This is a genomic window from Paracoccus sp. AK26 (assembly GCF_011801365.1).
GTDB classification, from domain to species: Bacteria; Pseudomonadota; Alphaproteobacteria; order Rhodobacterales; family Rhodobacteraceae; genus Paracoccus; species Paracoccus aerius.
The window spans coordinates 2,185,306-2,206,175 of sequence record NZ_CP041041.1; the positions used below are offsets into that span (position 1 = coordinate 2,185,306).

General features: G+C 64.7%; 24 protein-coding genes. 6 read left to right on the plus strand and 18 right to left on the minus strand.

The annotated features are described in order from the left end of the window. Window positions 1–85: 85 nt before the first annotated feature. The 5 genes from yidC to FIU66_RS10805 all read left to right on the plus strand — a co-directional run bounded on the left by yidC (window position 86) and on the right by FIU66_RS10805 (window position 4,913). The gene (yidC, locus tag FIU66_RS10785; RefSeq protein ID WP_167622701.1) at window positions 86–1,915 is read left to right on the plus strand and encodes a membrane protein insertase YidC; all 1,830 of its coding nucleotides are present in this window, start codon (window positions 86–88) and stop codon (window positions 1,913–1,915) included. After that, window positions 1,912–2,673: an MOSC domain-containing protein gene (locus FIU66_RS10790; protein ID WP_167622702.1), complete on the plus strand. Its 762-nt coding sequence runs from the start codon at window positions 1,912–1,914 to the stop codon at window positions 2,671–2,673. Before yidC ends, FIU66_RS10790 begins: the two co-directional genes overlap by 4 nt. After that, a complete protein-coding gene (gene yihA, locus FIU66_RS10795) occupies window positions 2,670–3,320 on the plus strand; it encodes a ribosome biogenesis GTP-binding protein YihA/YsxC (protein WP_103172996.1) in 651 nt (216 codons plus the stop codon). Before FIU66_RS10790 ends, yihA begins: the two co-directional genes overlap by 4 nt. Window positions 3,321–3,413: 93 nt before the next feature. Beyond that, window positions 3,414–4,313 (plus strand): acetylglutamate kinase, encoded by a 900-nt coding sequence (gene argB, locus FIU66_RS10800; RefSeq protein WP_167623481.1) that lies wholly within the window; start codon window positions 3,414–3,416, stop codon window positions 4,311–4,313. 81 nt (window positions 4,314–4,394) lie between these two features. After that, window positions 4,395–4,913 (plus strand): histidine phosphatase family protein, encoded by a 519-nt coding sequence (locus FIU66_RS10805; protein WP_167622703.1) that lies wholly within the window; start codon window positions 4,395–4,397, stop codon window positions 4,911–4,913. Window positions 4,914–4,979: 66 nt separating this feature from the next. Here the strand turns inward: FIU66_RS10805 and FIU66_RS10810 are convergent, their stop codons facing one another. The 11 genes from FIU66_RS10810 to FIU66_RS10860 all read right to left on the minus strand — a co-directional run bounded on the left by FIU66_RS10810 (window position 4,980) and on the right by FIU66_RS10860 (window position 15,220). Beyond that, complete coding sequence (locus FIU66_RS10810; RefSeq protein ID WP_167622704.1) at window positions 4,980–5,768, minus strand: amino acid ABC transporter ATP-binding protein; 789 nt, start codon at window positions 5,766–5,768, stop codon at window positions 4,980–4,982. A 10-nt stretch (window positions 5,769–5,778) separates the two neighbouring features. Continuing rightward, window positions 5,779–7,233: an amino acid ABC transporter permease gene (locus FIU66_RS10815; protein ID WP_167622705.1), complete on the minus strand. Its 1,455-nt coding sequence runs from the start codon at window positions 7,231–7,233 to the stop codon at window positions 5,779–5,781. A 1-nt stretch (window position 7,234) separates the two neighbouring features. Then, on the minus strand, window positions 7,235–8,491 hold the full coding sequence (locus FIU66_RS10820; protein WP_167622706.1) for an amino acid ABC transporter permease: 1,257 nt from the start codon (window positions 8,489–8,491) through the stop codon (window positions 7,235–7,237). Window positions 8,492–8,604: 113 nt separating this feature from the next. Then, window positions 8,605–9,621: an amino acid ABC transporter substrate-binding protein gene (locus FIU66_RS10825; protein WP_167622707.1), complete on the minus strand. Its 1,017-nt coding sequence runs from the start codon at window positions 9,619–9,621 to the stop codon at window positions 8,605–8,607. A 163-nt stretch (window positions 9,622–9,784) separates the two neighbouring features. Continuing rightward, on the minus strand, window positions 9,785–10,498 hold the full coding sequence (locus FIU66_RS10830; RefSeq protein WP_167622708.1) for an ATP12 family chaperone protein: 714 nt from the start codon (window positions 10,496–10,498) through the stop codon (window positions 9,785–9,787). After that, window positions 10,495–11,151 (minus strand): HAD-IA family hydrolase, encoded by a 657-nt coding sequence (locus tag FIU66_RS10835; protein ID WP_167622709.1) that lies wholly within the window; start codon window positions 11,149–11,151, stop codon window positions 10,495–10,497. The genes FIU66_RS10830 and FIU66_RS10835 overlap by 4 nt, the downstream gene beginning before the upstream one ends. After that, a complete protein-coding gene (locus FIU66_RS10840) occupies window positions 11,148–12,203 on the minus strand; it encodes an RluA family pseudouridine synthase (protein ID WP_167622710.1) in 1,056 nt (351 codons plus the stop codon). Before FIU66_RS10840 ends, FIU66_RS10835 begins: the two co-directional genes overlap by 4 nt. Continuing rightward, window positions 12,200–12,559, minus strand: coding sequence for a CrcB family protein (locus tag FIU66_RS10845; RefSeq protein ID WP_167622711.1), 360 nt, complete (start codon window positions 12,557–12,559; stop codon window positions 12,200–12,202). The genes FIU66_RS10840 and FIU66_RS10845 overlap by 4 nt, the downstream gene beginning before the upstream one ends. A gap of 31 nt (window positions 12,560–12,590) precedes the next feature. Then, window positions 12,591–13,907 (minus strand): replication-associated recombination protein A, encoded by a 1,317-nt coding sequence (locus FIU66_RS10850; RefSeq protein WP_167622712.1) that lies wholly within the window; start codon window positions 13,905–13,907, stop codon window positions 12,591–12,593. Window positions 13,908–13,955: 48 nt separating this feature from the next. Further along, on the minus strand, window positions 13,956–14,546 hold the full coding sequence (locus FIU66_RS10855) for an acyl-homoserine-lactone synthase (RefSeq protein ID WP_167622713.1): 591 nt from the start codon (window positions 14,544–14,546) through the stop codon (window positions 13,956–13,958). A gap of 62 nt (window positions 14,547–14,608) precedes the next feature. Next, on the minus strand, window positions 14,609–15,220 hold the full coding sequence (locus tag FIU66_RS10860; RefSeq protein WP_167622714.1) for an autoinducer binding domain-containing protein: 612 nt from the start codon (window positions 15,218–15,220) through the stop codon (window positions 14,609–14,611). Window positions 15,221–15,317: 97 nt separating this feature from the next. On the opposite strand from FIU66_RS10860, the gene FIU66_RS10865 reads away from it, so the two are divergent. Beyond that, window positions 15,318–15,512: a hypothetical protein gene (locus FIU66_RS10865; protein ID WP_167622715.1), complete on the plus strand. Its 195-nt coding sequence runs from the start codon at window positions 15,318–15,320 to the stop codon at window positions 15,510–15,512. 22 nt (window positions 15,513–15,534) lie between these two features. Here the strand turns inward: FIU66_RS10865 and rplQ are convergent, their stop codons facing one another. The 7 genes from rplQ to rplO form a co-directional block, all read right to left on the minus strand. After that, window positions 15,535–15,954, minus strand: coding sequence for a 50S ribosomal protein L17 (gene rplQ, locus FIU66_RS10870; protein WP_167622716.1), 420 nt, complete (start codon window positions 15,952–15,954; stop codon window positions 15,535–15,537). Window positions 15,955–16,062: 108 nt separating this feature from the next. Next, a complete protein-coding gene (locus FIU66_RS10875; RefSeq protein ID WP_167622717.1) occupies window positions 16,063–17,079 on the minus strand; it encodes a DNA-directed RNA polymerase subunit alpha in 1,017 nt (338 codons plus the stop codon). A gap of 115 nt (window positions 17,080–17,194) precedes the next feature. Next, window positions 17,195–17,584 carry a 30S ribosomal protein S11 gene (rpsK, locus tag FIU66_RS10880; protein ID WP_167622718.1) on the minus strand — a complete coding sequence of 130 codons (390 nt, stop codon included), beginning with the start codon at window positions 17,582–17,584 and terminating at the stop codon, window positions 17,195–17,197. Window positions 17,585–17,599: 15 nt separating this feature from the next. After that, complete coding sequence (rpsM, locus tag FIU66_RS10885; RefSeq protein ID WP_167622719.1) at window positions 17,600–17,968, minus strand: 30S ribosomal protein S13; 369 nt, start codon at window positions 17,966–17,968, stop codon at window positions 17,600–17,602. A gap of 152 nt (window positions 17,969–18,120) precedes the next feature. Next, on the minus strand, window positions 18,121–18,792 hold the full coding sequence (locus FIU66_RS10890) for an adenylate kinase (protein WP_167622720.1): 672 nt from the start codon (window positions 18,790–18,792) through the stop codon (window positions 18,121–18,123). Window positions 18,793–18,827: 35 nt separating this feature from the next. Further along, window positions 18,828–20,198 (minus strand): preprotein translocase subunit SecY, encoded by a 1,371-nt coding sequence (gene secY, locus FIU66_RS10895; RefSeq protein WP_167622721.1) that lies wholly within the window; start codon window positions 20,196–20,198, stop codon window positions 18,828–18,830. Window positions 20,199–20,307: 109 nt separating this feature from the next. Continuing rightward, window positions 20,308–20,787 carry a 50S ribosomal protein L15 gene (gene rplO / locus FIU66_RS10900; protein WP_167622722.1) on the minus strand — a complete coding sequence of 160 codons (480 nt, stop codon included), beginning with the start codon at window positions 20,785–20,787 and terminating at the stop codon, window positions 20,308–20,310. Between the last annotated feature and the right edge of the window lie 83 nt (window positions 20,788–20,870).

Genomic DNA, 20,870 nt, shown 5'->3' on the forward strand with positions numbered 1-20,870 from the left:
GCTGGTCCCCTGGGCCAAATCCGCTTGACCTTTAAGCGCCCCTTCTGTTGAAGCGGCGCGACGGACGCGAGAAGGCTGGTAAGCGATGGAAGACAACAACCGCAATCTGATCCTGGCGACGGTCCTGTCGTTCCTGGTGATCCTGGTTTGGTACACGGTCTTTGCGCCCGAACCGCCCGTGCCCACGGAACAGCCGGTCGCGGTGGAAACCCAGACCCAGGACGTGCCGCTGGCCAATCCGGAAAGCAGCACCCTGCCCGCCGACCTGGGCGCTGCGGCACCTGCCGCCCCGCAGGCCGGACGGGTCGAGATCCAGACGCCGTCGCTGTCGGGCTCGATCTCTTTGGCCGGTGGCCGCATCGACGACCTTCTGCTGACGAAATACCGTGAGACGCTGGACGAAGACTCGCCCAACGTCCGCCTGCTGTCGCCGTCCTCCGCGACGGCCACGGATGCCATCCAGACCGGCGCGTCCAAGCCCTATTACGCGGTCTATGGCTGGACCCCCGGCCCGGGCGTCGATCCGGCACTTGTTCCCGGACCCTCGACCGTCTGGAAGGTCGAGTCGGGTGACACACTGGCCCCCGGCCAGCCGGTCACGCTGGCCTGGGACAACGGCGCGGGCCAGATCTTCCGCCGCACCTTCTCGGTGGATGAAAACTACCTGTTCACCGTCAGCCACGCGCTGCAGAACAATGGCGACGCCGCCTTCACCGCCGCGCCCTATGGCATCATCGCCCGCCACGGCCGCCCCGACACGCAGAACTTCTTCGTGCTGCACGAAGGCGCGGTGGGAATGTCCGACGGCACGCTGACGGAACTGAAATACGACAACATCGCCGAACTGGACCCGGTCGAACGCGAGGGTCGCGCCGAAGTGACGCAGGTCACGAACAACGGCTGGATCGGCTTCACCGACAAATACTGGATGACCACGCTGGCCCCGGCGCCGGGCCAGGCCTTCACCTCGGTCGTGAAATATGCAGAGGGCGCGGACATCTACCAGACCGAAGCCCGCTATCCGATGCAGACCGTCGAGCCGGGCACCCAGGTCAGCGCCGACAGCTATCTGTTTGCGGGGGCGAAGGTCTGGGAGACCATAAACGCCTATCAGGAAAATCCCGGCATCCAAGGCTTTGTCGACTCCATCGACTGGGGCTGGTTCTACTTCCTGACCAAGCCGATCTTCCGCCTGCTGCACTGGCTGCACGGCCTGATCGGCAACATGGGTTGGTCGATCATCGCCCTGACCTTCATCCTGAAGACGTTGGTCTTCCCGCTGGCGCGCAAGTCCTACATCTCGATGGCGAAGATGAAGGAACTGCAGCCCCAGATGGAGGCGCTGAAGGAGCGCACGGGCGATGACCGCATGAAGTTCCAGAAGGAGATGATGGAACTTTACAAGCGCGAGAAGGTGAACCCCGCTGCGGGCTGCCTTCCGGTGCTGCTGCAGATCCCGATCTTCTTCGCGCTCTACAAGGTGATCTTCGTCACCATCGAACTGCGCCACGCACCCTGGATCGGCTGGATCCACGACCTTGCCGCGCCAGATCCCTCGTCGCTGCTGAACCTGTTCGGGCTGCTGCCCTTCGCGCCGCCCGCGCAAGGGACGCTGCTGCATTCGCTGTCGCTTCCGGCGCTGGCCATCGTCCTGGGCATCAGCATGTGGCTGCAACAGCGCCTGAACCCGACCCCGGCCGATCCGGCGCAGAAGATGATCTTCGCCTGGATGCCCTGGATCTTCATGTTCATGCTGGGCGGTTTCGCCTCGGGCCTGGTGCTCTACTGGATCACCAACAACCTGATCACCATCGCGCAGCAGTACACGATCATGTCGATGCACGGCCACCGGCCCGACCTGTTCGGCAACATCAAGTCCTCGATCCCCGCGCGTCCCAAGAAGGACAGCAAGTGACGGCGCGTCTGGCCCATATCCGCCGCCATCCGATCAAGTCGATCGGCGGAGAGGGGCTGGACCGCATAACCCTGACCGCCGCCCGCCGCCTGCCCGGTGACCGCGAATGGGCGGTCCTGACCGAGGCGGGCGAGCGCAACGCCCAGGCCAGCCAGACGGCGGGGCAGCCCGACCGGTGGCTGCCCAAGTCCTGCTTCGTGCGCGGCGTCCAGTCGCCGCAGGTCCAGGCCATCAGCGGCGGCTGGTCGGACGGCCGTCTGGTGCTGCGCCAACCGACCCAGGTCGATCTGGTCATCGACCCGGACACCGAGGGCGACCGCCTTGTCGAATGGCTGCGCCCGCTTTGGCCCGCCAATGCTTCGGCGCCCACCCGCCTTGTGCGGGGCGCGGCGATCTGGACCGACCAGAAATGGCCCTGGATCTCGATCCTGTCGCTGGCAAGCCTTGCCGATCTTGAAGCCCGCACCGGCCAGGCCCTGGGCCTGCACCGCTGGCGCGGCAACCTGTGGATCGACGGCTGGCAGCCTTGGGCCGAACGCGCGCTGATCGGCCAGGTCATCAGCATCGGCAGCGTGGAACTGCGCGTCACCCAGCATGTCGGCCGCTGCGCGGCGACAAGCGCCAATACCGACACCGGGGAAAACGACATCGACATGCTGGACAGCCTTGAACGCCTTTACGGCCATACCGACTTCGGCATCTTCGCCGAGGTCGTGACCGGCGGCGACATCAGTCTGGGCGATGAGGTGACGGCATGAAGGTCGCCTTCCCCGTCGCCCCGGAACCCGAAGCGGATGTGGCCGAGGCCGCGCGCCTGCTGTTCGCCGGCCCTGTCGACTTCCTCAAGGGCGTGGTCGCGATGGACGGGTTGCCCCCCGCCGACCGCCCCGAGGTCTGCTTCGCGGGCCGCAGCAATGCGGGCAAGTCCAGCCTGATCAACGCCCTGACCGGTCGCAAGGGCTTGGCCCGCGCCTCGAACACGCCGGGACGGACGCAGGAAATCAACTATTTCACCTTGGGCGAACACAGCTATCTGGTGGACCTTCCGGGCTATGGCTTTGCCAAGGCGCCCGTCGCCGTGGTCGCCAAGTGGCAGGCGCTGCTCAAGAACTATCTCGCCGGGCGTCCGACGCTGCGCCGCGCCTTCTGCCTGATCGATTCGCGCCACGGCGTGAAGCCCGTCGATCACGAGATCATGACCCTGCTGGACAAGTCCGCCGTCCCCTTCCAGGTCGTGCTGACCAAGGCCGACAAGCTGGGCCCGAACGCGATCAAGCCTGTCCTGGAACAGGTTGAGACCGAATTGCAGAAGCACCCGGCCGCCTTCCCGCAGATCGTCGTCACCTCGTCCGAAAAGGGCCAGGGCATCGCGACCCTGCGCGCGATCATCGCCGGGCTGGACTGAACGCATCTGGACTGAACCCGTCTGGACTGATCCGGCGATGCGTCCTAGGGTCCGCCCGTCGAAAAGGGGCCTTCAAGGATGAGAACGCAGAACATGAACCGCGACTGGACCGCCACCGCCAGAACCCTGTCCGAGGCCCTGCCCTATCTTCAACGCTACTCTGGCGCGGTTGTCGTCGTGAAGTTCGGCGGCAATGCCATGGGCGACGACCAGGCCATGGCCGAATTCGCCCGCGACATCGTGCTGATGAAGCAGGTCGGCATGAACCCGGTCGTCTGCCACGGCGGCGGCCCGATGATCAACGAACTGCTGGGCAAGCTGGGCATCGAAAGCACCTTCGTGCGCGGCAAGCGCGTGACCACCAAGGACACAGTGGACGTGGTCGAGATGGTCCTGTCGGGCCTGGTCAACAAGCGCATCGTCCAGGCCATCAACGACGCGGGCGGCCGCGCCGTGGGCATCAGCGGCAAGGACGACGACCTGATGGTTTGCGAGGCCGACGACCCCGAACTGGGCTTCGTCGGACGCCCGGTCGAGATGAACGTCCAGATCATTCGCGACCTTTACAAGGCGGGCCTGATCCCGGTGATCGCACCCGTCGCCACCGGCATGGCCGACAACGAGACCTTCAACGTCAACGGCGACACCGCCGCGGGCGCCATCGCGGGCGCGCTGCGCGCCGACCGGCTGCTGCTGCTGACCGACGTCGCGGGCGTCAAGGACAAGACCGGCCAGGTCCTGACCCAGCTGCATCCCGACCAGGTGCGCGACATGATCGCCGACGGCACCATCGCGGGCGGCATGATCCCCAAGACAGAAACCGCGCTGAAGGCCCTGCAGGATGGCGTGCGCGCGGTGGTGATCCTGGACGGGCGCGTGCCCAATGCCACGCTGCTGGAACTGTTCACGGAACATGGCGCGGGCAGCCTGATCCGGTCCACCCCGCCCTCGACCCGGCCGCGCGGCCTGCGCCAGGGCGAGGCCTCGCTGTAAATCGACGGCCTGCCTTGCCGAACGCGCCGGGCCTGTGGCAGGCTGCGATCCGAACAGGCATGACACGGGGACAGATCGCATATGACACCGCTTGGACACCGACGGCTGATCCTGACCCGCCACGCGAAGTCCGCCTGGGACGATCCCGCACTGGCCGATCACGACCGGCCGCTGAATGATCGCGGTCGCCGGTCGGCCCTGGCGCTTGGCGACTGGATGGCCTCTCGCGGCTATGAACCCGAGGAGGTCCTGTGTTCCTCGGCCGCGCGCACGCAGGAAACCTGGACGACCATCGCCAGCGCGCCCTTGGAGGTCCGCCCCGTGGTCCGGATCGAGCCGGGCCTTTATCAGGCCGGCCCCGAAAAGATGCTGTCGATCCTGAAGACCGCCAGCCATCCCACGGTCATGATGCTGGGCCACAACCCAGGCATTTCGGAATTTGCGGCCCTTCTGCCCGCGCGACTGCCACTGGATCCCGATTTCCGCCGCTATCCGACCGGCGCGACGCTTGTCGTGGATTTCCAGATCGACAGTTGGTCACAGGTCGAACCCGGCCAGGGCAGCGTCATGGATTTCGTGCGCCTCGATGGACGGCACTGACACTTCATCTTGGCTTAAATATCCCACAGGGGGTCCGGGGGACGTGAAGTCCCCCGGCCTTGCCTCTCAATGCCCCAGGATCTGGCTCAGGAACAGCTTGGTGCGTTCTGACTTGGGATTATTGAAGAACTCGCGCGGCTCGTTCTGCTCGACGATCTGGCCCTGGTCCATGAAGATCACCCGGTTCGCGACAGCTTGGGCAAAACCCATTTCGTGCGTGACGCAGATCATGGTCATCCCCTCCTCGGCCAGCTCGATCATGGTATCCAGGACCTCCTTGATCATCTCGGGGTCAAGGGCACTGGTCGGTTCGTCGAACAGCATGATCTTGGGCTGCATGCACAGTGACCGGGCGATGGCGACGCGCTGCTGCTGACCGCCCGACAATTGGCCGGGATACTTGCTGGCCTGTTCGGGGATCTTCACCTTTTCCAGGAAGCGCATGGCCGTTTCCTCGGCCTGGCGGCGCGGCACCTTGCGCACCCAGATCGGCGCAAGGGTGCAGTTCTCAAGTACCGTCAGATGCGGGAACAGGTTGAAGTGCTGAAACACCATGCCCACTTCGGACCGCACCTTGTCGATGTTCTTGATGTCGTTGGTCAGCTCGATCCCGTCCACGACGATATGCCCGGACTGGTGTTCCTCCAGCCGGTTGATGCAGCGGATCAGGGTGGACTTGCCAGACCCCGATGGCCCCGCGATCACGATCCGCTCGCCCCGGTGGACGGTCAGGTCGATGTCGCGCAGCACGTGAAAGCTGCCATACCACTTGTTCATGTTGCGGATGTCGATCGCGACCTCGTCGCTGACCTGCATGTGGCTGCGGTCGATGGGGCGGGTGATGGTGTCGCTCATGGCAGGGTCCTTACCTGTGGTCGCGGGCCAGCCGGCGCTCGAGATACATCGAATAGCGCGACATGCCGAAGCAGATCAGAAAGAAGATGAAGCCGACGAAGATATAGGGCTCCCAGTAGATGCCCTTCCAGGACGTGCTGGCCCGCACGGCGTCCGACATGGATTTCAACGGATCGTAAAGGCCGACGAAGGTCACAAGCGTCGTGTCCTTGAACATGCCGATGAAGGTGGACACGATGCCGGGGATCGAAATCTTCAGCGCCTGCGGCAGCACGATCAGCCGCTGCGCCTTCCAGTAATCCAGGCCAAGCGCATCGGCGGCCTCGTACTGCCCCTTGGGAAGTGCGGCCAGACCACCCCGGATCACCTCGGCCATATAGGCGGCCGAGAACAAGGTGACCATGATGATGACGCGCAGGATGATGTCGAAGTTGGTGCCCGGCGGCAGGAAATAGTTCAGCAGCAGCGATGCCACGAACAGCAGCGCGATCAGCGGCACGCCCCGGATGAACTCGATGAAGATCACCGCCAGCGACTTCACCAGGAACATGTCCGACCGCCGCGCCAAGGCCAGGACGATCCCCAGCGGCAGCGACAGCGCGATCCCGGCGATGCCGATGGTGATCGACAGCAGGAAGCCACCGAAGCGATCCGAGGCGACAGCGGGGATGGACAGCGACAGGATGCCCTCGGCATCGCGCGCGGCCTCGCCCGCGTAACCGATCCACCACAGCAGGGGAATGACCAGGGCCGCGATGATGGCCACAAGGCTCGAGACAGGATGCAGCACCCGCCAGGCAATCCAGCCCAGGACTGGCCCCACCAGCACCATGATCGGCCCCCAGGCCGAGCCACCCCACAGGAACCAGACCCCCATCAGCGGATAAAGGATCGAGAAGACCAGCAGCAGGGACACCTGCCGTTCCGAGATCACCAGCCCGCCGATCAGCACCACGGCGGCAAAGACCAGCCAGGCTGCCGGTGCGCCAAGCGCGATCATCAGCCCCAGCGTCAGCACCGTCGTCGTGCCCAGCACGATCCGGCGGATGCCCGGCGCTTCCGAGAACAGGACCGGCGCCAGGGCCAGGAACAGCAGGCCAAAGGCCATGGTCGGGCGCCAATACAGCTCTGACGGGTAGAACCCGTAGGTATACTGGTTCCAGCGTTCGCGGATGACGGCCCAGCAGGCGCCGCGCGCGCCCTCGCCCCAACGCTCGGCGATGATCTGGCGGCATTCGGACAGGCTGCCCGCGTTCCAGACCGAATGGGCGAACCAATCCCAGAAATGGCTGACCAGGAACCAGACGACCAGGACGCCCAGGATGGTCAGGACCGTGTTGACCGGGCCCGAGAACAGGTTTTCGCGCAGCCAGCGGACCGCACCCGCCTCGCGGATCGGAGGCTCGGCTGCGGGAAGCATGGTGTCGCGGACGAAGGGGACGGTCTGGGCATGTGTGTCGCTCATCTCACCGCTCCTTCAGCTTCACGCGGGAATTGAAGACGTTCATCCCGGCCGAGATGATCAGGCTGAGGACCAGATAGACCCCCATCATCAGCACGATGGATTCCAGTTCCCGCCCCGTCTGGTTCAGCGTCGTGCCGCCCAGCGTGCCCTTGATGTCCATGTAGCCCACGGCGATCGCCAAGGAACTGTTCTTCATCAGGTTCAGGTATTGCGAGATCAGCGGCGGGATGATGACCCGCAGCGCCTGCGGCAGGATAACCAGGTTCATCGTGCGGCCCGGGCGCAGGCCAAGGGCAAAGGCTGCCTCGCTTTGCCCGCGGCTGACGGCCAGGATGCCCGCACGCACGATCTCCGCAATGAAGGCGCCGGTATACAGCGTCAGCGCCAGCCACAGCGCGACAAGCCCGTTCTGCACGTTCAGCCCGCCCGCGAAGTTGAAGCCGCGCAATTCGGGTGCTTCGAAATGCAGGCCGAAGAACCAGATCAGCAGCAGGGACGGAACGGTCATCACGGCCAGGCTCATCCACCAGGTCGTGGGGCGGCTGCCGGTCTGGTCCTGCACCCGCTGCGCCCAGGCGCCGATCATGCGGCGCACGAACCATCCGCCGATCAGGACCAGGACAAAGGCGATGGTGGCCCAGTTGAAGGTGATCCGGGCGCCCAGATCCAGGCTGCCCGGATCGTTGGTCATGGCCAGCGTCGGGATCGCGGTATAGCGGTTGGTCAGGGCCACATGGTCGAACAGGATCATGCTGGCCGCCGGATCGTCGCCCCGGAAGGCATTGGGCGGGGGCATGATCTCGGTGAAGACGGCAAAGACGATCAGGATCCACAACAGCAGGGGCACGTTGCGGAAAGCCTCGACATAGACGGTCATCAGCCGGGCGATCAGCCAGTTGTTCGACAGCCGCGCCACGCCCGCGATGATGCCCACGAAGGTCGCCGCGATGCAGCCCAGGATCGACACGATCAGCGTGTTCAGCAGACCCACCACGGCGGCGCGGAAATGCGTGTCGTCCGAGGTATAGGGGATCGGCGTCTGCGGGATGTCATAGCCCGCGCGCTGCCACAGGAAGCCAAAGTTGAAGTCCTTGCCCAGCGCCGCAAGGTTGCGGATCGTGTTGTTGACCAGCCACCAGGCCAATCCCATGACCAGGATGAAGACGATCACCTGGAAGGTCATCGACCGATAACGCCGATCATAGATCAGCATACTGGGCCGGAACGGCGGGTTCGCCGGCGCGGACATGTCCGTCATTCAATCTTACCCCTGTAGCCGGTCCTGCCTTTTGTGGCTGCGTTTGCCGCGACCGGTCTTTTGTGATGGTGCGAAAGGGGCGCGATTGCGCCCCCTTCGGTCGTCCTCAGCCCTTAGCGGAAGGGCATCGCATACATCAACCCGCCTTGGGTCCATTGTGCGTTCAGGCCGCGAGCCAGACCGATCGGGGTCTGCTCGCCGATATTGGCCGCGAAGATCTCGCCATAGTTGCCGCTGGCCAGGATGGCGCGCTTGGCCCAGTCCTTGTCCAGGCCGATCATCGCACCCAGGTCGTCCGTCACGCCCAGAAGGCGCTGAACCTCGGGGTTCTGCGAGGACTTCGACAACTCCTCGATGTTCTTCGAGGTGATGCCGTATTCCTCGGCCGCGATCAGGGCGTAAAGCGTCCAGCGGGCGACGTCACCCCAGTTGCTGTCGCCGTGGCGCACGGCCGGCCCAAGCGGTTCCTTCGAGATGATCTCGGGCAGGATGATGTGGTTTTCCGGGTCGGCAAAGGCCGCGCGGGTCGCCGCCAGGCCCGAGGCGTCGGTCGTATAGGCGTCGCAGGCGCCCGCCATGTACTGCTGCTCGCCCTCGGCATTGCTGTCGATGTTGACGGGCTGGTAGGCCATGTTGTTGGCCTTGAAGTAGTCGGCGAGGTTCAGTTCGGTCGTGGTCCCGGTCTGGATGCAGATGGTCGCGCCGTCCAGTTCCTTGGCCGAGGTCACGCCCAGGTCCTTGCGCACCATGAAGCCCTGGCCGTCGTAATAGTTGACCCCCACGAAATCCAGCTTCAGGTCGGTGTCGCGCGAAAAGGTCCAGGTCGAGTTCCGCGCCAGGATGTCCACCTCGCCCGAGGACAGGGCGGTGAAGCGCGTCTGGCCGGTCGTGGGCACGTATTTCACCTTGGACGGATCGCCCAGCACGGCAGCGGCGACGGCCTTGCAGATGTCCACGTCGAAGCCGGTCCAGTTGCCGTTCGCATCCGGTGCGGCAAAACCGACAAGGCCGGTGTTCACGCCACAGTTCAATTCACCGCGCGCCTTCACATCGGCCAGCGTGTCGGCCATGCCCGCCCCGGCCATCAGCGTGGCGGCGGCGACAGAGCCCAGGAATACGGAAGTCTTCATTTCTACCCCTTTGTTGGATGCCGCCCCAGCCGGACCAGGGCGACGCCCGGACCTTTGCGGCCGGGCTTTTCTGCGAAAGCCCCCGGCAGGGGGGCGTCCCATAGGCAACATAGTGCCGATCCTTCCCGACGCGTCAAGCGTGACGCCCACGAAGCGGGCACATTCAACTGAGGCGCGACAGCCTCCAGAGCCGTTCGGCGTTCAGCATCGCGGTCCTGCGGCTTTCCGCGGCAGCTTGTGCTTCCTCGTCCTGGCCCCAGCGTTCGATCTGGAAATCCTCGTCGATCCGCGACAGGCGGAAAGCCTCGGTCGCGTCGATGCGGCCCCGGACGACGGCAAGCCCAAGAATCAGGGATCCGGGCAGCGTCACAAGATCGTGCAAAGCCGTCAGGCCAAGGGGATCGAGATCGTCCAGATGCCCGCGCAGGCAGGCCAGCACCTGGGGATCCTGCGCGATGGGGATCACGCCATGCGTGATGCGCAGGGGCGCGCGCAGATCCCTGGCCGCCCAGTCCACCAGCGGATCCCATGCCTCGGCCTGGCGGCGGACCAGTTCGGCCGGCTGGTCGGCGCGATAGGACAGAAGATCGGTGCCTCCGTATTCGGCAAGCATGTCCGCTACGGCGGCAAATTGCGGCGTGACCTTCTCGATCGCGGAATTGGCCGCGCGGGTCAGGGGCATCGAGTTGGGATCGATGACATCCTGCTGCGCATCCCATTCCTGCGCAACGGCCCGGGCCAGCCCCTCGACCGGCAGGACAAGCGGCTGCTTGCCGGGGGTTCGCAAGGGCCGATCGTCCAGAAAGATCTCGAAGCCGGTCTCGACCGGCCTGACCTGCGCCGTCTTCCAGAAACGCCGCGCCTTCCATTCGCTCATGCCGCCCACCGTTCTATTGCCTGTGCCAGTTCCGTGAAATCGCCCGCCACATGGGCCGCGCCCGACGCCTGCAGGCGTTCCACCGGGTGATAACCCCAGGCGACGCCAAAGGCTGCAATGCCCGCCGCCCCCGCCATGTCCATGTCAAAGCTGGTGTCGCCGATCATCACCGCATCCGACGGTGCAACGCCCGCCTCCTCCATCGCCGCCAGCAGCATCGAAGGATGCGGCTTCGACGGGTGGTCATCCGCAGTCTGCAGGCTGACAAAGCGCCCTTCCAGCCCATGCGCGGCGATCATCGCCCCAAGGCCGCGCCGCGACTTGCCGGTCGCCACGGCCAGCAGCATGTCGTCGCGCCCGCCCAGCAGGTCAAGGCAGGCCATCGCGCCGTCGTACAGCGGCGCCGCCCGGACCAGCCGCGCCTGCATGTAGGCCTGGCGATAGGCCGCAACGATCCGCGCCTGGGTTGCGCCGTCCTGCCCCGGCGCCAGATGCGCAACCGCGACCGGCAGCGACAGGCCGACGATCTCCAGCACCTCGGCCCGCGGCAAGGGCGCCAGGCCTGCGACACGGAACGCCTGGGCCATGGCGTGGTGGATATGGTCCTGGCTGTCGATCAGGGTGCCGTCGACATCGAAGACGACCAGCTTCATTCGTCGTCCGCGAAGGGATCGTCGGGCACGTCGTTCTCGTGCCAGCCCAGCGTCTTCCAGGTCCGGGCCATGTGGTCGGGCAAGGGCGCGGTCAGGGTGATGCGCTTCTTGGTGATCGGGTGGTCGAAGCTGATGCTGCGGGCGTGGAGATGCAGCTTCTTGCTGATCTCTCCACCCAGTTGGGCGCCCCAGCCGTCGCCCAGGTTTTCCTGGCCCGACCCGCCATACTTGCCGTCGCCGACGATCGGATGGCCCAGTTCCGCCATATGCGCGCGCAGCTGGTGGGTGCGCCCGGTGACCGGCACAAGCGCGCACCAACTGGTCCGGGTGCCAAGCGCGTCCAGCACGGCATAATCGGTGGTGGCGCGCTTGGCGCCCTCGGTCGAGTCGATGTCGCGGGGATGGACGGCGATCATCTTTTCGTTGTCGCCACGCCCGCCGCCGCCCTTGACCAGGCCAAACCGGATCGTGCCCATGCGCGGATGCGGGACACCAGCCACGGCAGCCCAGTAGATCTTGCGCGTGGTCCGCGACCGGAACGCCTCGGACAGGGCGCGTGCGACCCGATCCGTGCGCGCCAGCAGCAGCACGCCCGACGTATCCTTGTCCAGCCGATGCACCAGCTTCGGCCGGTCCTTGAAGCCGAACATCAACGCGGTCGTCAGCCCGTCCACATGCCGGTCCCCCTGCCCGCTGCCACCCTGGGAGGGCAGGCCCGGCGGCTTGTTCAGGGCGATGATATGTTCGTCCTTCCACAGGACCGCAGCCTGGATCATCTGCGCGTCCGCGTCCGTCACGCGCGGCCCCAGCGGACGCTCCTTCGCGCGCAGTTGGGCGGGCTGCGCATCGGGCAGCGGGGGAATGCGAACCTCCTGCCCCGTCTCGACGCGCGTGGCAGGCTTGACGCGCCCGCCGTCCACGCGGATCTGGCCGGTGCGGCACAGCTTCTCGATGGTGATCTGGCCCAAATGGGGAAACTTCTTCTTCAGCCAGCGGTCCAGGCGCTGCTCGCCCTCGTCCCCGCCGACGCGGATGGTTTGAACGGCACTCATGCCCAAATTCCTCGTCCCAAGGCCAGCCCCGCCAGGACGGCGGCCAGCGACAACAGGACCGAAGCCCCGACATAAGCGAACGCCCCCGCGCCCTGCCCCCGTTCCCACAGCGTCACAACATCCAGCGAGAACGCCGAGAAGGTCGTGAAACCACCCAGAACGCCCGTCAGCAAAAGCGGCGCCCAGCCATTGCCAAAGCGATGCGCAAAGGCCGCGGCCAGAAGCCCCATCGCGAAACTGCCCAGCACGTTGACCAGCAGCGTGGCCTGCCAAGCCAGCGGCATCAGCCGGTAAAGCGCAAAGCGGCAGGTGGCCCCGATGGCCCCGCCAATGGCGACTTGCAGAAAGGGGTTCATGGCGCGTCTCTGTGGTCCCGCGCGGGCAAAGTCAACTGCCGCGCTTCAGCCGCTGGGATACGAACCAGTCCAGCCGCTTCTTCAGTTCCCGTTCGAACCCCCGCTCGACCGGGACATAAAGAACGGGGCGCTTCATCCCGTCGGGGAAATAGTTCTGGCCGGAAAAGCCGTCCTCGGCATCGTGGTCATAGGCATAGCCCGCGCCATAGCCCTGGTCCTTCATCATCTGCGTGGGAGCGTTCAGGATATGGGCGGGCGGCATCAGGCTGCCGGTGCGCCGCGCTTCGGCCCGCGCGGCCTTGTAGGCGACATAGCCCGCGTTCGATTTCGGTGCGAGCGCAAGATAAATCACCGCCTGCGCCAGGGCCAGCTCGCCCTCGGGCGAACCCAGCCGTTCATAAAGCGCCCAGGCATCCAGGCAGTGGCGCTGCGCGGCCGGGTCGGCCAGGCCGATATCCTCGACCGCCATGCGGGTGATGCGGCGGGCCAGATACCGGGGATCCTCGCCCCCCTCCAGCATCCGCGACAGCCAGTACAGCGCCGCGTCCGGGTCGCTGCCGCGCACCGATTTGTGCAGGGCCGAGATCAGGTTGTAATGCTCGTCGCCGGACTTGTCGTATTTGGCGGCCCGGCGCATCAGCCGCTGGGCCATCGCCGGCTGGTCGATGGGCTTGTCGGTCTTCCAGGCCGCGACCTGCTCGATCAGGTTCAGCGCGGCGCGGCCATCGCCGTCGGCCATCTCCAGCAGCGCCTCGCGTGCCTCGGCGGTCAGGGGCAGCTTGTTGCCCAGTTCTCGTTCGGCACGCTGCGCCAGCAGTTCCAGGTCGCGCAGGGACAGGCGTTCCAGAACGATCACCTGCGCCCGCGACATCAGCGCGGCGTTCAGTTCGAAGGACGGGTTCTCGGTCGTCGCACCGACCAGAAGGATCGTCCCGTCCTCCATGTACGGCAGGAAGCTGTCCTGCTGCGCCTTGTTGAAGCGGTGGATCTCGTCCACGAACAGCAGCGTGCCCCGCCCCTGCTGGCGGCGCAGTTTTGCGGTTTCGAAGACCTTGCGCAGTTCCGGCACGCCGGAAAAGATGGCGCTGATCTGCACGAAGGCCAGGTCCGTCTCGGCAGCCAGAAGCCGCGCGATGGTGGTCTTGCCGACGCCGGGCGGCCCCCACAGGATCAGCGAGGACAGGCTGCGGGATGCCAGCATGGATCCCAGCGGCCCGTCGGGGCCGAGCACCTTTCCCTGGCCGATCACATCGCCCATGCGCACGGGGCGGATGCGGTCGGCCAGGGGTCGCACCGCCGGGGAGGACGGTGGATCGGAACGGGTGCTGGCGTCGAACAGGTCGGGCATGATGCCATCATTGTAGGACGGGCTGAAGGCTGCGAACAGCCCCTGCCCTTAGTGCATCTTGGGCGCCAGGTTGATGGCGACGCACTGGAAGTTCGCGTCGTCGATCCACATGACGCGGCCGATCGCCTCGGCCTCCAACCCGCAGCGGCCATACCACCGGGGCCAGCTTGCGCCGGTCAGCGCGATCAGCCGGGTGGCACCCAGTTCGCGGGCCGATCCGGTCATCGCCTCGACCATCTTGAAGTGGACCTTGCGACGATACATCTGCGGGATGTCGTGGCTGACGAACACGCGCGAGCATTCCCAGACCTGGTCGTCCACCGGCGCCTCGGCGTCCAGCAGATCCTGCGGGATGGACCCGCCCAGGATACCCTTCTGCGCGTCCCGGATCATGTAGCTGTAGATGCCGCAGCGCGCCGTGGTCGGCGTCAGGCGGAAGCCTGCAAGCACCTCGCCCTTGTCATGGACGGCGATCCAGCGGCTTTGCGGGGTGTCATACTGGTCGAACTCCATGTCCTCGGCCTCGGGCAGGTCCCAGTTCTTCTGGATGATGAAGCTTTGTTTTCGGGCGCGGAACAGGTTGGCGAACAGTTCGCCGTGGTTGTGAAGGTTCGAAAAGGAAAGCGTGGTCGTCTGCATTGTCTTACTCCTGGGGTGTGAGGTTGACCCTTCCCCACATCACGGATCCCCTGGGCGAGCGCCTAGAGCAGACGGTATTCCTTGGCCCGTTGCAGCGCCTCGGCCGTGGTGCGTGCCTTCAGTCTTTCGCGGACCGAAATCAGCCTGGCCTTGAACGCGCTTTCGGTAATGCCAAGTTTGGCTGCCGCTGCCGCATGACGATCACCCTCCGCGACACAACGAAGGGCCTCTTTCTGAGCCTTTGTCAGGCTCGCCGGCGGCTCCGTTGCATCATGAAGCCGACGTACCGTGGTCGAGATCTCTTCGATCTCGTTATCCGTGAACTCGCGGTCATCGCGCGCGAAGCTTGCGATCGTGCGCGAGGTGATGGGACCGCAGGACACCGTCAGGCCAAAGGTCAGGCCGTGGTTTGCTGCGTCCTTCAGAATATTGAACGGATCCGGGATCGGCAGGCTGGACCAGCGGCAGGCGCCGGTTGTCGAGAATCCCCAGGCAATCGTGGGGTCACGCAGCGCATATCCGTTCTGGGAATAAAAGTCCGCCCATTCCTCGGAATAGGTCTGGAACTGCATCAAGGGGGCGGCAAAACGGATGTGCAGGCCCACGAAATAACCCGCAGGGGCCATTTTCCCCAGTTTGTGCAAGCCAGCATTGATATCGGCGCGTGATGACATGACTTTTTAGACAAATTGCGTTTGAAGACGTCAACGGACAAAGTATGTTTGACCGATAATAGTTGCCATATCCTTAATAGGATAGGAGATCCCGCCTATGCGGCAATCCAGCGGCATTTCCGTTCTGCCCGTCAGCCTTCACCAGCAACTGCTGGCGATGCCCTTGACGGCCGAGGAACGGCACGAAGCCGCCCAGGCACTTGTGCGGGCCATCTGCCTGTCGGACACCGTGGCATTTCATCCCGCTATTGCAAAAAACGCCTCGCAACCGACCGGGCTGCGAGGCGTCTGATTCGATCTGGAACAGCAGCGTCTTATTCGGCGGCCGCGGATTCGGCCTCGACACGGGCGCGGTCAGCAGCACCCTTGGCCGAGGTGTCGCGGTCGACGAATTCGATGATCGCCATCGGCGCCATGTCGCCATAGCGGAAGCCGGCCTTCAGGACGCGGACATAACCGCCCTGGCGGTCCTTGTAGCGCGCGCCGAGAACGTCGAACAGCTTGGCGACATACTGGTCCTGCTTCAGCTGCGAGGCAGCCTGACGACGGGCGTGCAAGTCGCCGCGCTTGGCCAGCGTGATCAGCTTTTCGATGATCGGGCGCAGTTCCTTGGCCTTGGGCAGGGTCGTCTTGATCTGCTCGTGCTCGATCAGCGAGCCGGCCATGTTGGCGAACAGCGCCTTGCGGTGTTCATGGGTGCGGTTGAGGCGGCGATAGCCACGGGCATGACGCATGATGATTCTCCGTTAACGTCTTTTGCTTTGTCCGGCAGCCCATGCGTGCGGGCCGCTCTCCTTGGGGCGGAATGCCCATCGTGACGGGGGCCGAAACCCCCGCCGAACTTAGAACTGGTCGTCGAAGCGCTTGGCCAGATCCTCGATGTTCTCTGGCGGCCAGTCGACAACGTCCATGCCCAGGTGCAGGCCCATGCCCGACAGCACTTCCTTGATCTCGTTCAAGGACTTGCGGCCGAAGTTCGGGGTGCGCAGCATCTCGGCTTCGGTTTTCTGGATCAGATCGCCGATATAGACGATGTTGTCGTTCTTCAGGCAGTTGGCGGAACGGACCGACAGTTCCAGCTCGTCCACCTTCTTCAGCAGGCGCGGATCGAATTCCAGACCATCCTCGGCATCCTGGCGGTTGGCCGATTCAGGCTCGTCGAAGTTGACGAAGACCGAAAGCTGGTCCTGGACGATGCGCGCGGCATAGGCCACGGCGTCTTCCGGGGTCAGCGATCCGTCCGTCTCGATCTTCATCGTCAGCTTGTCATAGTCCAGCACCTGCCCCTCGCGGGTGGGCGTGACTTCATAGCTGACGCGCTTGACCGGCGAGAAGATGGCGTCGATCGGGATCAGTCCGATGGGCGCATCCTCGGGACGGTTCTTGTCGGCCGCGACATAGCCCTTGCCCGTCTGCACGGTCAGTTCCATGTTCAGGTCGGCGCCGTCGTCCAGGTGGCAGATGACATGGTCGCGGTTCAGGATCGTGATCCCGGCCGTTTCCTGGATGTCGCCTGCCTTGACCTCGCCCGGGCCCTTTGCGGACAGGGTCAGGCGCTTGGGCCCTTCCACATCCATCTTCAGCGTGACGCCCTTGAGGTTCAGGACGATGTCGGTCACGTCCTCGCGGACGCCGGCGACGCTGCTGAATTCATGCAGGACATTGTCGATCTGCACCGAGGTGATGGCGCCGCCCTGCAGCGACGACAGAAGCACGCGGCGAAGCGCGTTGCCCAGCGTCAGGCCGAAGCCCCGCTCCAGCGGCTCGGCGACAAGCGTGGCGGTGCGGGTGGCATCCGCGCCCGGCTTGACGACCAGCTGCGTCGGCTTGATCAGCTCGGCCCAATTCTTGTGGATCATGCGTTTGCCTCCATTCTTGTTCCCGTCCCATGTCCTTGGCCGGAAACGCCCGAGGTTGAAAACGTAAAGACCGAACCGCGCGAAGCCGCGCGGTCCGGGTATGCATCATCTGAAATCAGACGCGGCGGCGCTTCGGGGGGCGGCAGCCGTTATGGGCAATCGGCGTCACGTCGCGGATCGCCGTGATGTTGAAGCCGACGGCCGCCAGGGCGCGCAGCGCCGATTCGCGGCCCGAGCCGGGGCCCTGGACTTCCACTTCAAGCGTGCGCACGCCGTGTTCCTGGGCTTTCTTGCCAGCGTCCTCGGCAGCCATCTGGGCGGCGTAGGGGGTCGACTTGCGCGAACCCTTGAAGCCCATCGTGCCGGCGGACGACCACGAGATCGCGTTGCCCTGGACGTCCGAGATCAGGATCTTGGTGTTGTTGAAGCTGGAATTCACATGCGCAACGCCGGTGGCGATGTTCTTGCGTTCCTTGCGCTTCATGCGGGTCTTGTCACGTGCCATAAAACCGTTCCCCCCTTATTTCTTCTTGCCGGCGATGGGCTTCGCCGGGCCCTTGCGGGTACGGGCATTGGTGTGGGTGCGCTGACCGCGGACCGGCAGACCGCGACGGTGACGCAGGCCGCGATACGAACCCAGGTCCATCATGCGCTTGATGTTCATCTGGGTTTCGCGGCGCAGGTCGCCCTCGACCGTCAGGTTCGCGTCGATGTATTCGCGGATCTGCAGGACTTCGGCGTCCGACAGGTCGTTGACACGGCGCGCGCGGTCGATGCCGACAGCTTCGCAGATCTGTTCGGCATACATGTCGCCGATGCCGTGGATATAGGTCAGAGCGATCGGGACGCGTTTCCCGGTCGGAATGTTGACGCCAGCAATACGAGCCACGCGTTATCCTTTATCGGTTGCGGTTCCGTAGCGCCGGAACCTTTTTTCACAACGTAAGGCCCGAAAGCGATGCCTTCGGGCCGCTGATGGTCCACCCCGTTGGGGTGATTCTCTTGCGAGATGCCGTGACTTAAAGGTCGTGATCCCCTTCGTCAAGTCCCGGTAGGGTCGAGGCTTGACAACGGCAGCACCGCCGAGATCTGCCGCGCGACCTGGTCCATTTCGGCCAGCCCGTCCACCGGCGTCAGCTTGCCCTTGGCATAGTAGTAGCCGATCAGGGGCGAGGTCTTCTTGTAGTATTCCAGAAGCCGCGTCTTCAGGCTGTCCTCGTTGTCATCGGCCCGCCGGCGCAGGTCGGTCGATCCGCAGACATCGCAAACCCCCGGCTTGGCCGTGGGCTTCGTCTCGTCGTGATAAACCTCGCCGCAATGGCCGCAGGTGAAGCGCCCGGTGATGCGGCGCACAAGCGCCTGATCGTCGACCTGCATCTCGACCACGGCGTCCAGCACCATGCCCGTTTCGTCCAGCAACTGCCCAAGCGCGTCGGCCTGCGCCAGCGTGCGGGGGAAGCCGTCGAAGATGAAGCCGTTGCCGCCTTCGGACAGCTTTTCGCGGATCAGGCCGATGACGATCTCGTCGGTGACCAGCTCGCCCCGGTCCATCACCTCGGCCACGCGCTTGCCCATCTCGGTCCCCGAGGAGCGGGCGGCGCGCAGCATGTCGCCGGTGGACAACTGCGCCAGGCCGCGTTCCTCGACAAGCCGGCGGGCCTGGGTTCCCTTGCCGGCACCGGGCGGCCCCAGCAGAATGATATTGATCGTCATGTAAGGTCTGTCCCCCTCGTCAGCCCTTCGGGCCGTTAGCGGCGCGACGGTGCGCGACGCGGCTTTGCGCTTCCCTCTTTGCGTTTACCACGCAACTGGGATTTCTCAATCAGGCCTTCGTACTGATGGGCCAGAAGATGGCTTTGCACCTGGTTGATCGTGTCCATCGTCACCGAAACCACGATCAGGACCGACGTGCCGCCAAAGTAGAAGGGAACCGACCACTGGTGGCGTAGGATTTCGGGCAAAAGACAGACGGCCGCCAGATAGGCCGCGCCGATCACCAGCACGCGGTTCACGACATAGTCCAGGTATTCCTCGGTCCGCTTGCCGGGACGGATGCCCGGAATGAAGCCGCCCTGGTTCTTCAGGTTCTCGGCCACGTCGTCGGATTTGAAGCTGACGTTGTGGGTATAGAAATAGGCGAAGAACACGATCATCGCCGCGAAGAAGATCAGGTACAGCGGCTGGCCCGGGCCGAAATAGGCCAGGATCGTGGACATGATCGGACCCGTCTGGTTGCCCGAGAAGGTCGAAATCGTGATCGGCAGCAGCAGCAGGGAGGATGCGAAGATCGCCGGGATGACGCCAGCCGGGTTGACCTTGATCGGCAGGTGCGAGGACTGGCCGTCATAGATCTTCATGCCGACCTGGCGCCGCGGATACTGGATGCGGATCTTGCGAAGCGCGCGTTCCATGAAGACCACGAAGGCGATCACGGCCACCACCATGACGATCACGCCAAGGATCACCGGGGTCGAAATGGCGCCCGACCGGCCCTGCGCGAAGAAGTTCGCAAGTGCGGCGGGAATCTCGGCGACGATGCCCACGAAGATGATCAGAGAGATGCCGTTGCCGATGCCGCGCGCGGTGATCTGCTCGCCCAGCCACATCAGGAACATGGTGCCGCCGACCAGGGTGATGACCACCGAGGCCTGGAAGAACAGGCCGGGATCATGGGCCAGGCCGCCAGCCTCAAGCGACTTCGCAAGGCCGTAAGCCTGGAACAGCGCCAGGGCCACGGTGCCATAGCGCGTGTACTGGTTGATCTTCTTGCGGCCCTGCTCGCCTTCCTTCTTCAGCTGTTCCAGCGACGGAACCATCGAGGTCAGAAGCTGCACGATGATCGAGGCCGAGATATAGGGCATGATCCCCAGGGCAAAGACGCCCATCCGGCCAAGCGCGCCGCCGGTGAACATCGACAGGATCCCGCCGATGCCCGACTGGGCCTGGTCCATGAAGTTGCGCAGCGCCGCGCCGTCGATGCCCGGCACCGGGATATAGGTGCCAAGGCGATAGATGATCAGCAGGCCGATCGTGAACCAGATACGCTGGCGAAGTTCCGTGGCCTTGCCGAATGCGCTCCATGAAAGGTTCGCGGCCATCTGTTCTGCGGCTGACGCCATGTGTTTTACGTCCCGTGTCATGACAGCGCCGCCGACCCGTTTCCGGGGACCGGCGGCGCCAGGAAAACCTGTTCGCTATCTATGGGGCGCGAACGCCCCGATCAACAGCTTATTCCGCCGCCGCGTCGGCCTGAACCGGCAGCGACACCTTGCCGCCCGCCTTCTCGACCGCCTCGACGGCCGATTTCGACGCGCCGGTGACCACGATGGTCAGGCCTGCGGTCAGTTCGCCCTTGCCCAGCAGACGGATTCCGTCCAGCTTGCGGCGCACCAGGCCCGAAGCGACCAAGGCGTCCTCGGTCAGTTCCGCGGTGGCGTCGATCTTGCCCGCGTCGATGAAGGACTGGATCTGGCCCAGGTTCACAACGGCGAAGGATTTTGCGTTCGGCTTGGTGAAGCCGCGCTTCGGCAGGCGGCGGTACAGCGGCATCTGGCCGCCCTCGTATCCGTTCAGCGCAACGCCCGAACGCGAGGTCTGGCCCTTGATACCACGGCCGGCGGTCTTGCCCTTGCCCGAACCGGGACCGCGCGCAACGCGCTTTTTCTTGCGGTTCGCGCCTTCGTTGTCGCGGATTTCATGCAGTTTCATGTCGCTTCTCCTAGGCCGGACGCACCCCCGAAGCGATGATGGGGCGGACACGGCATGTCAGTTTCGTGAATCAGTGCGCAATG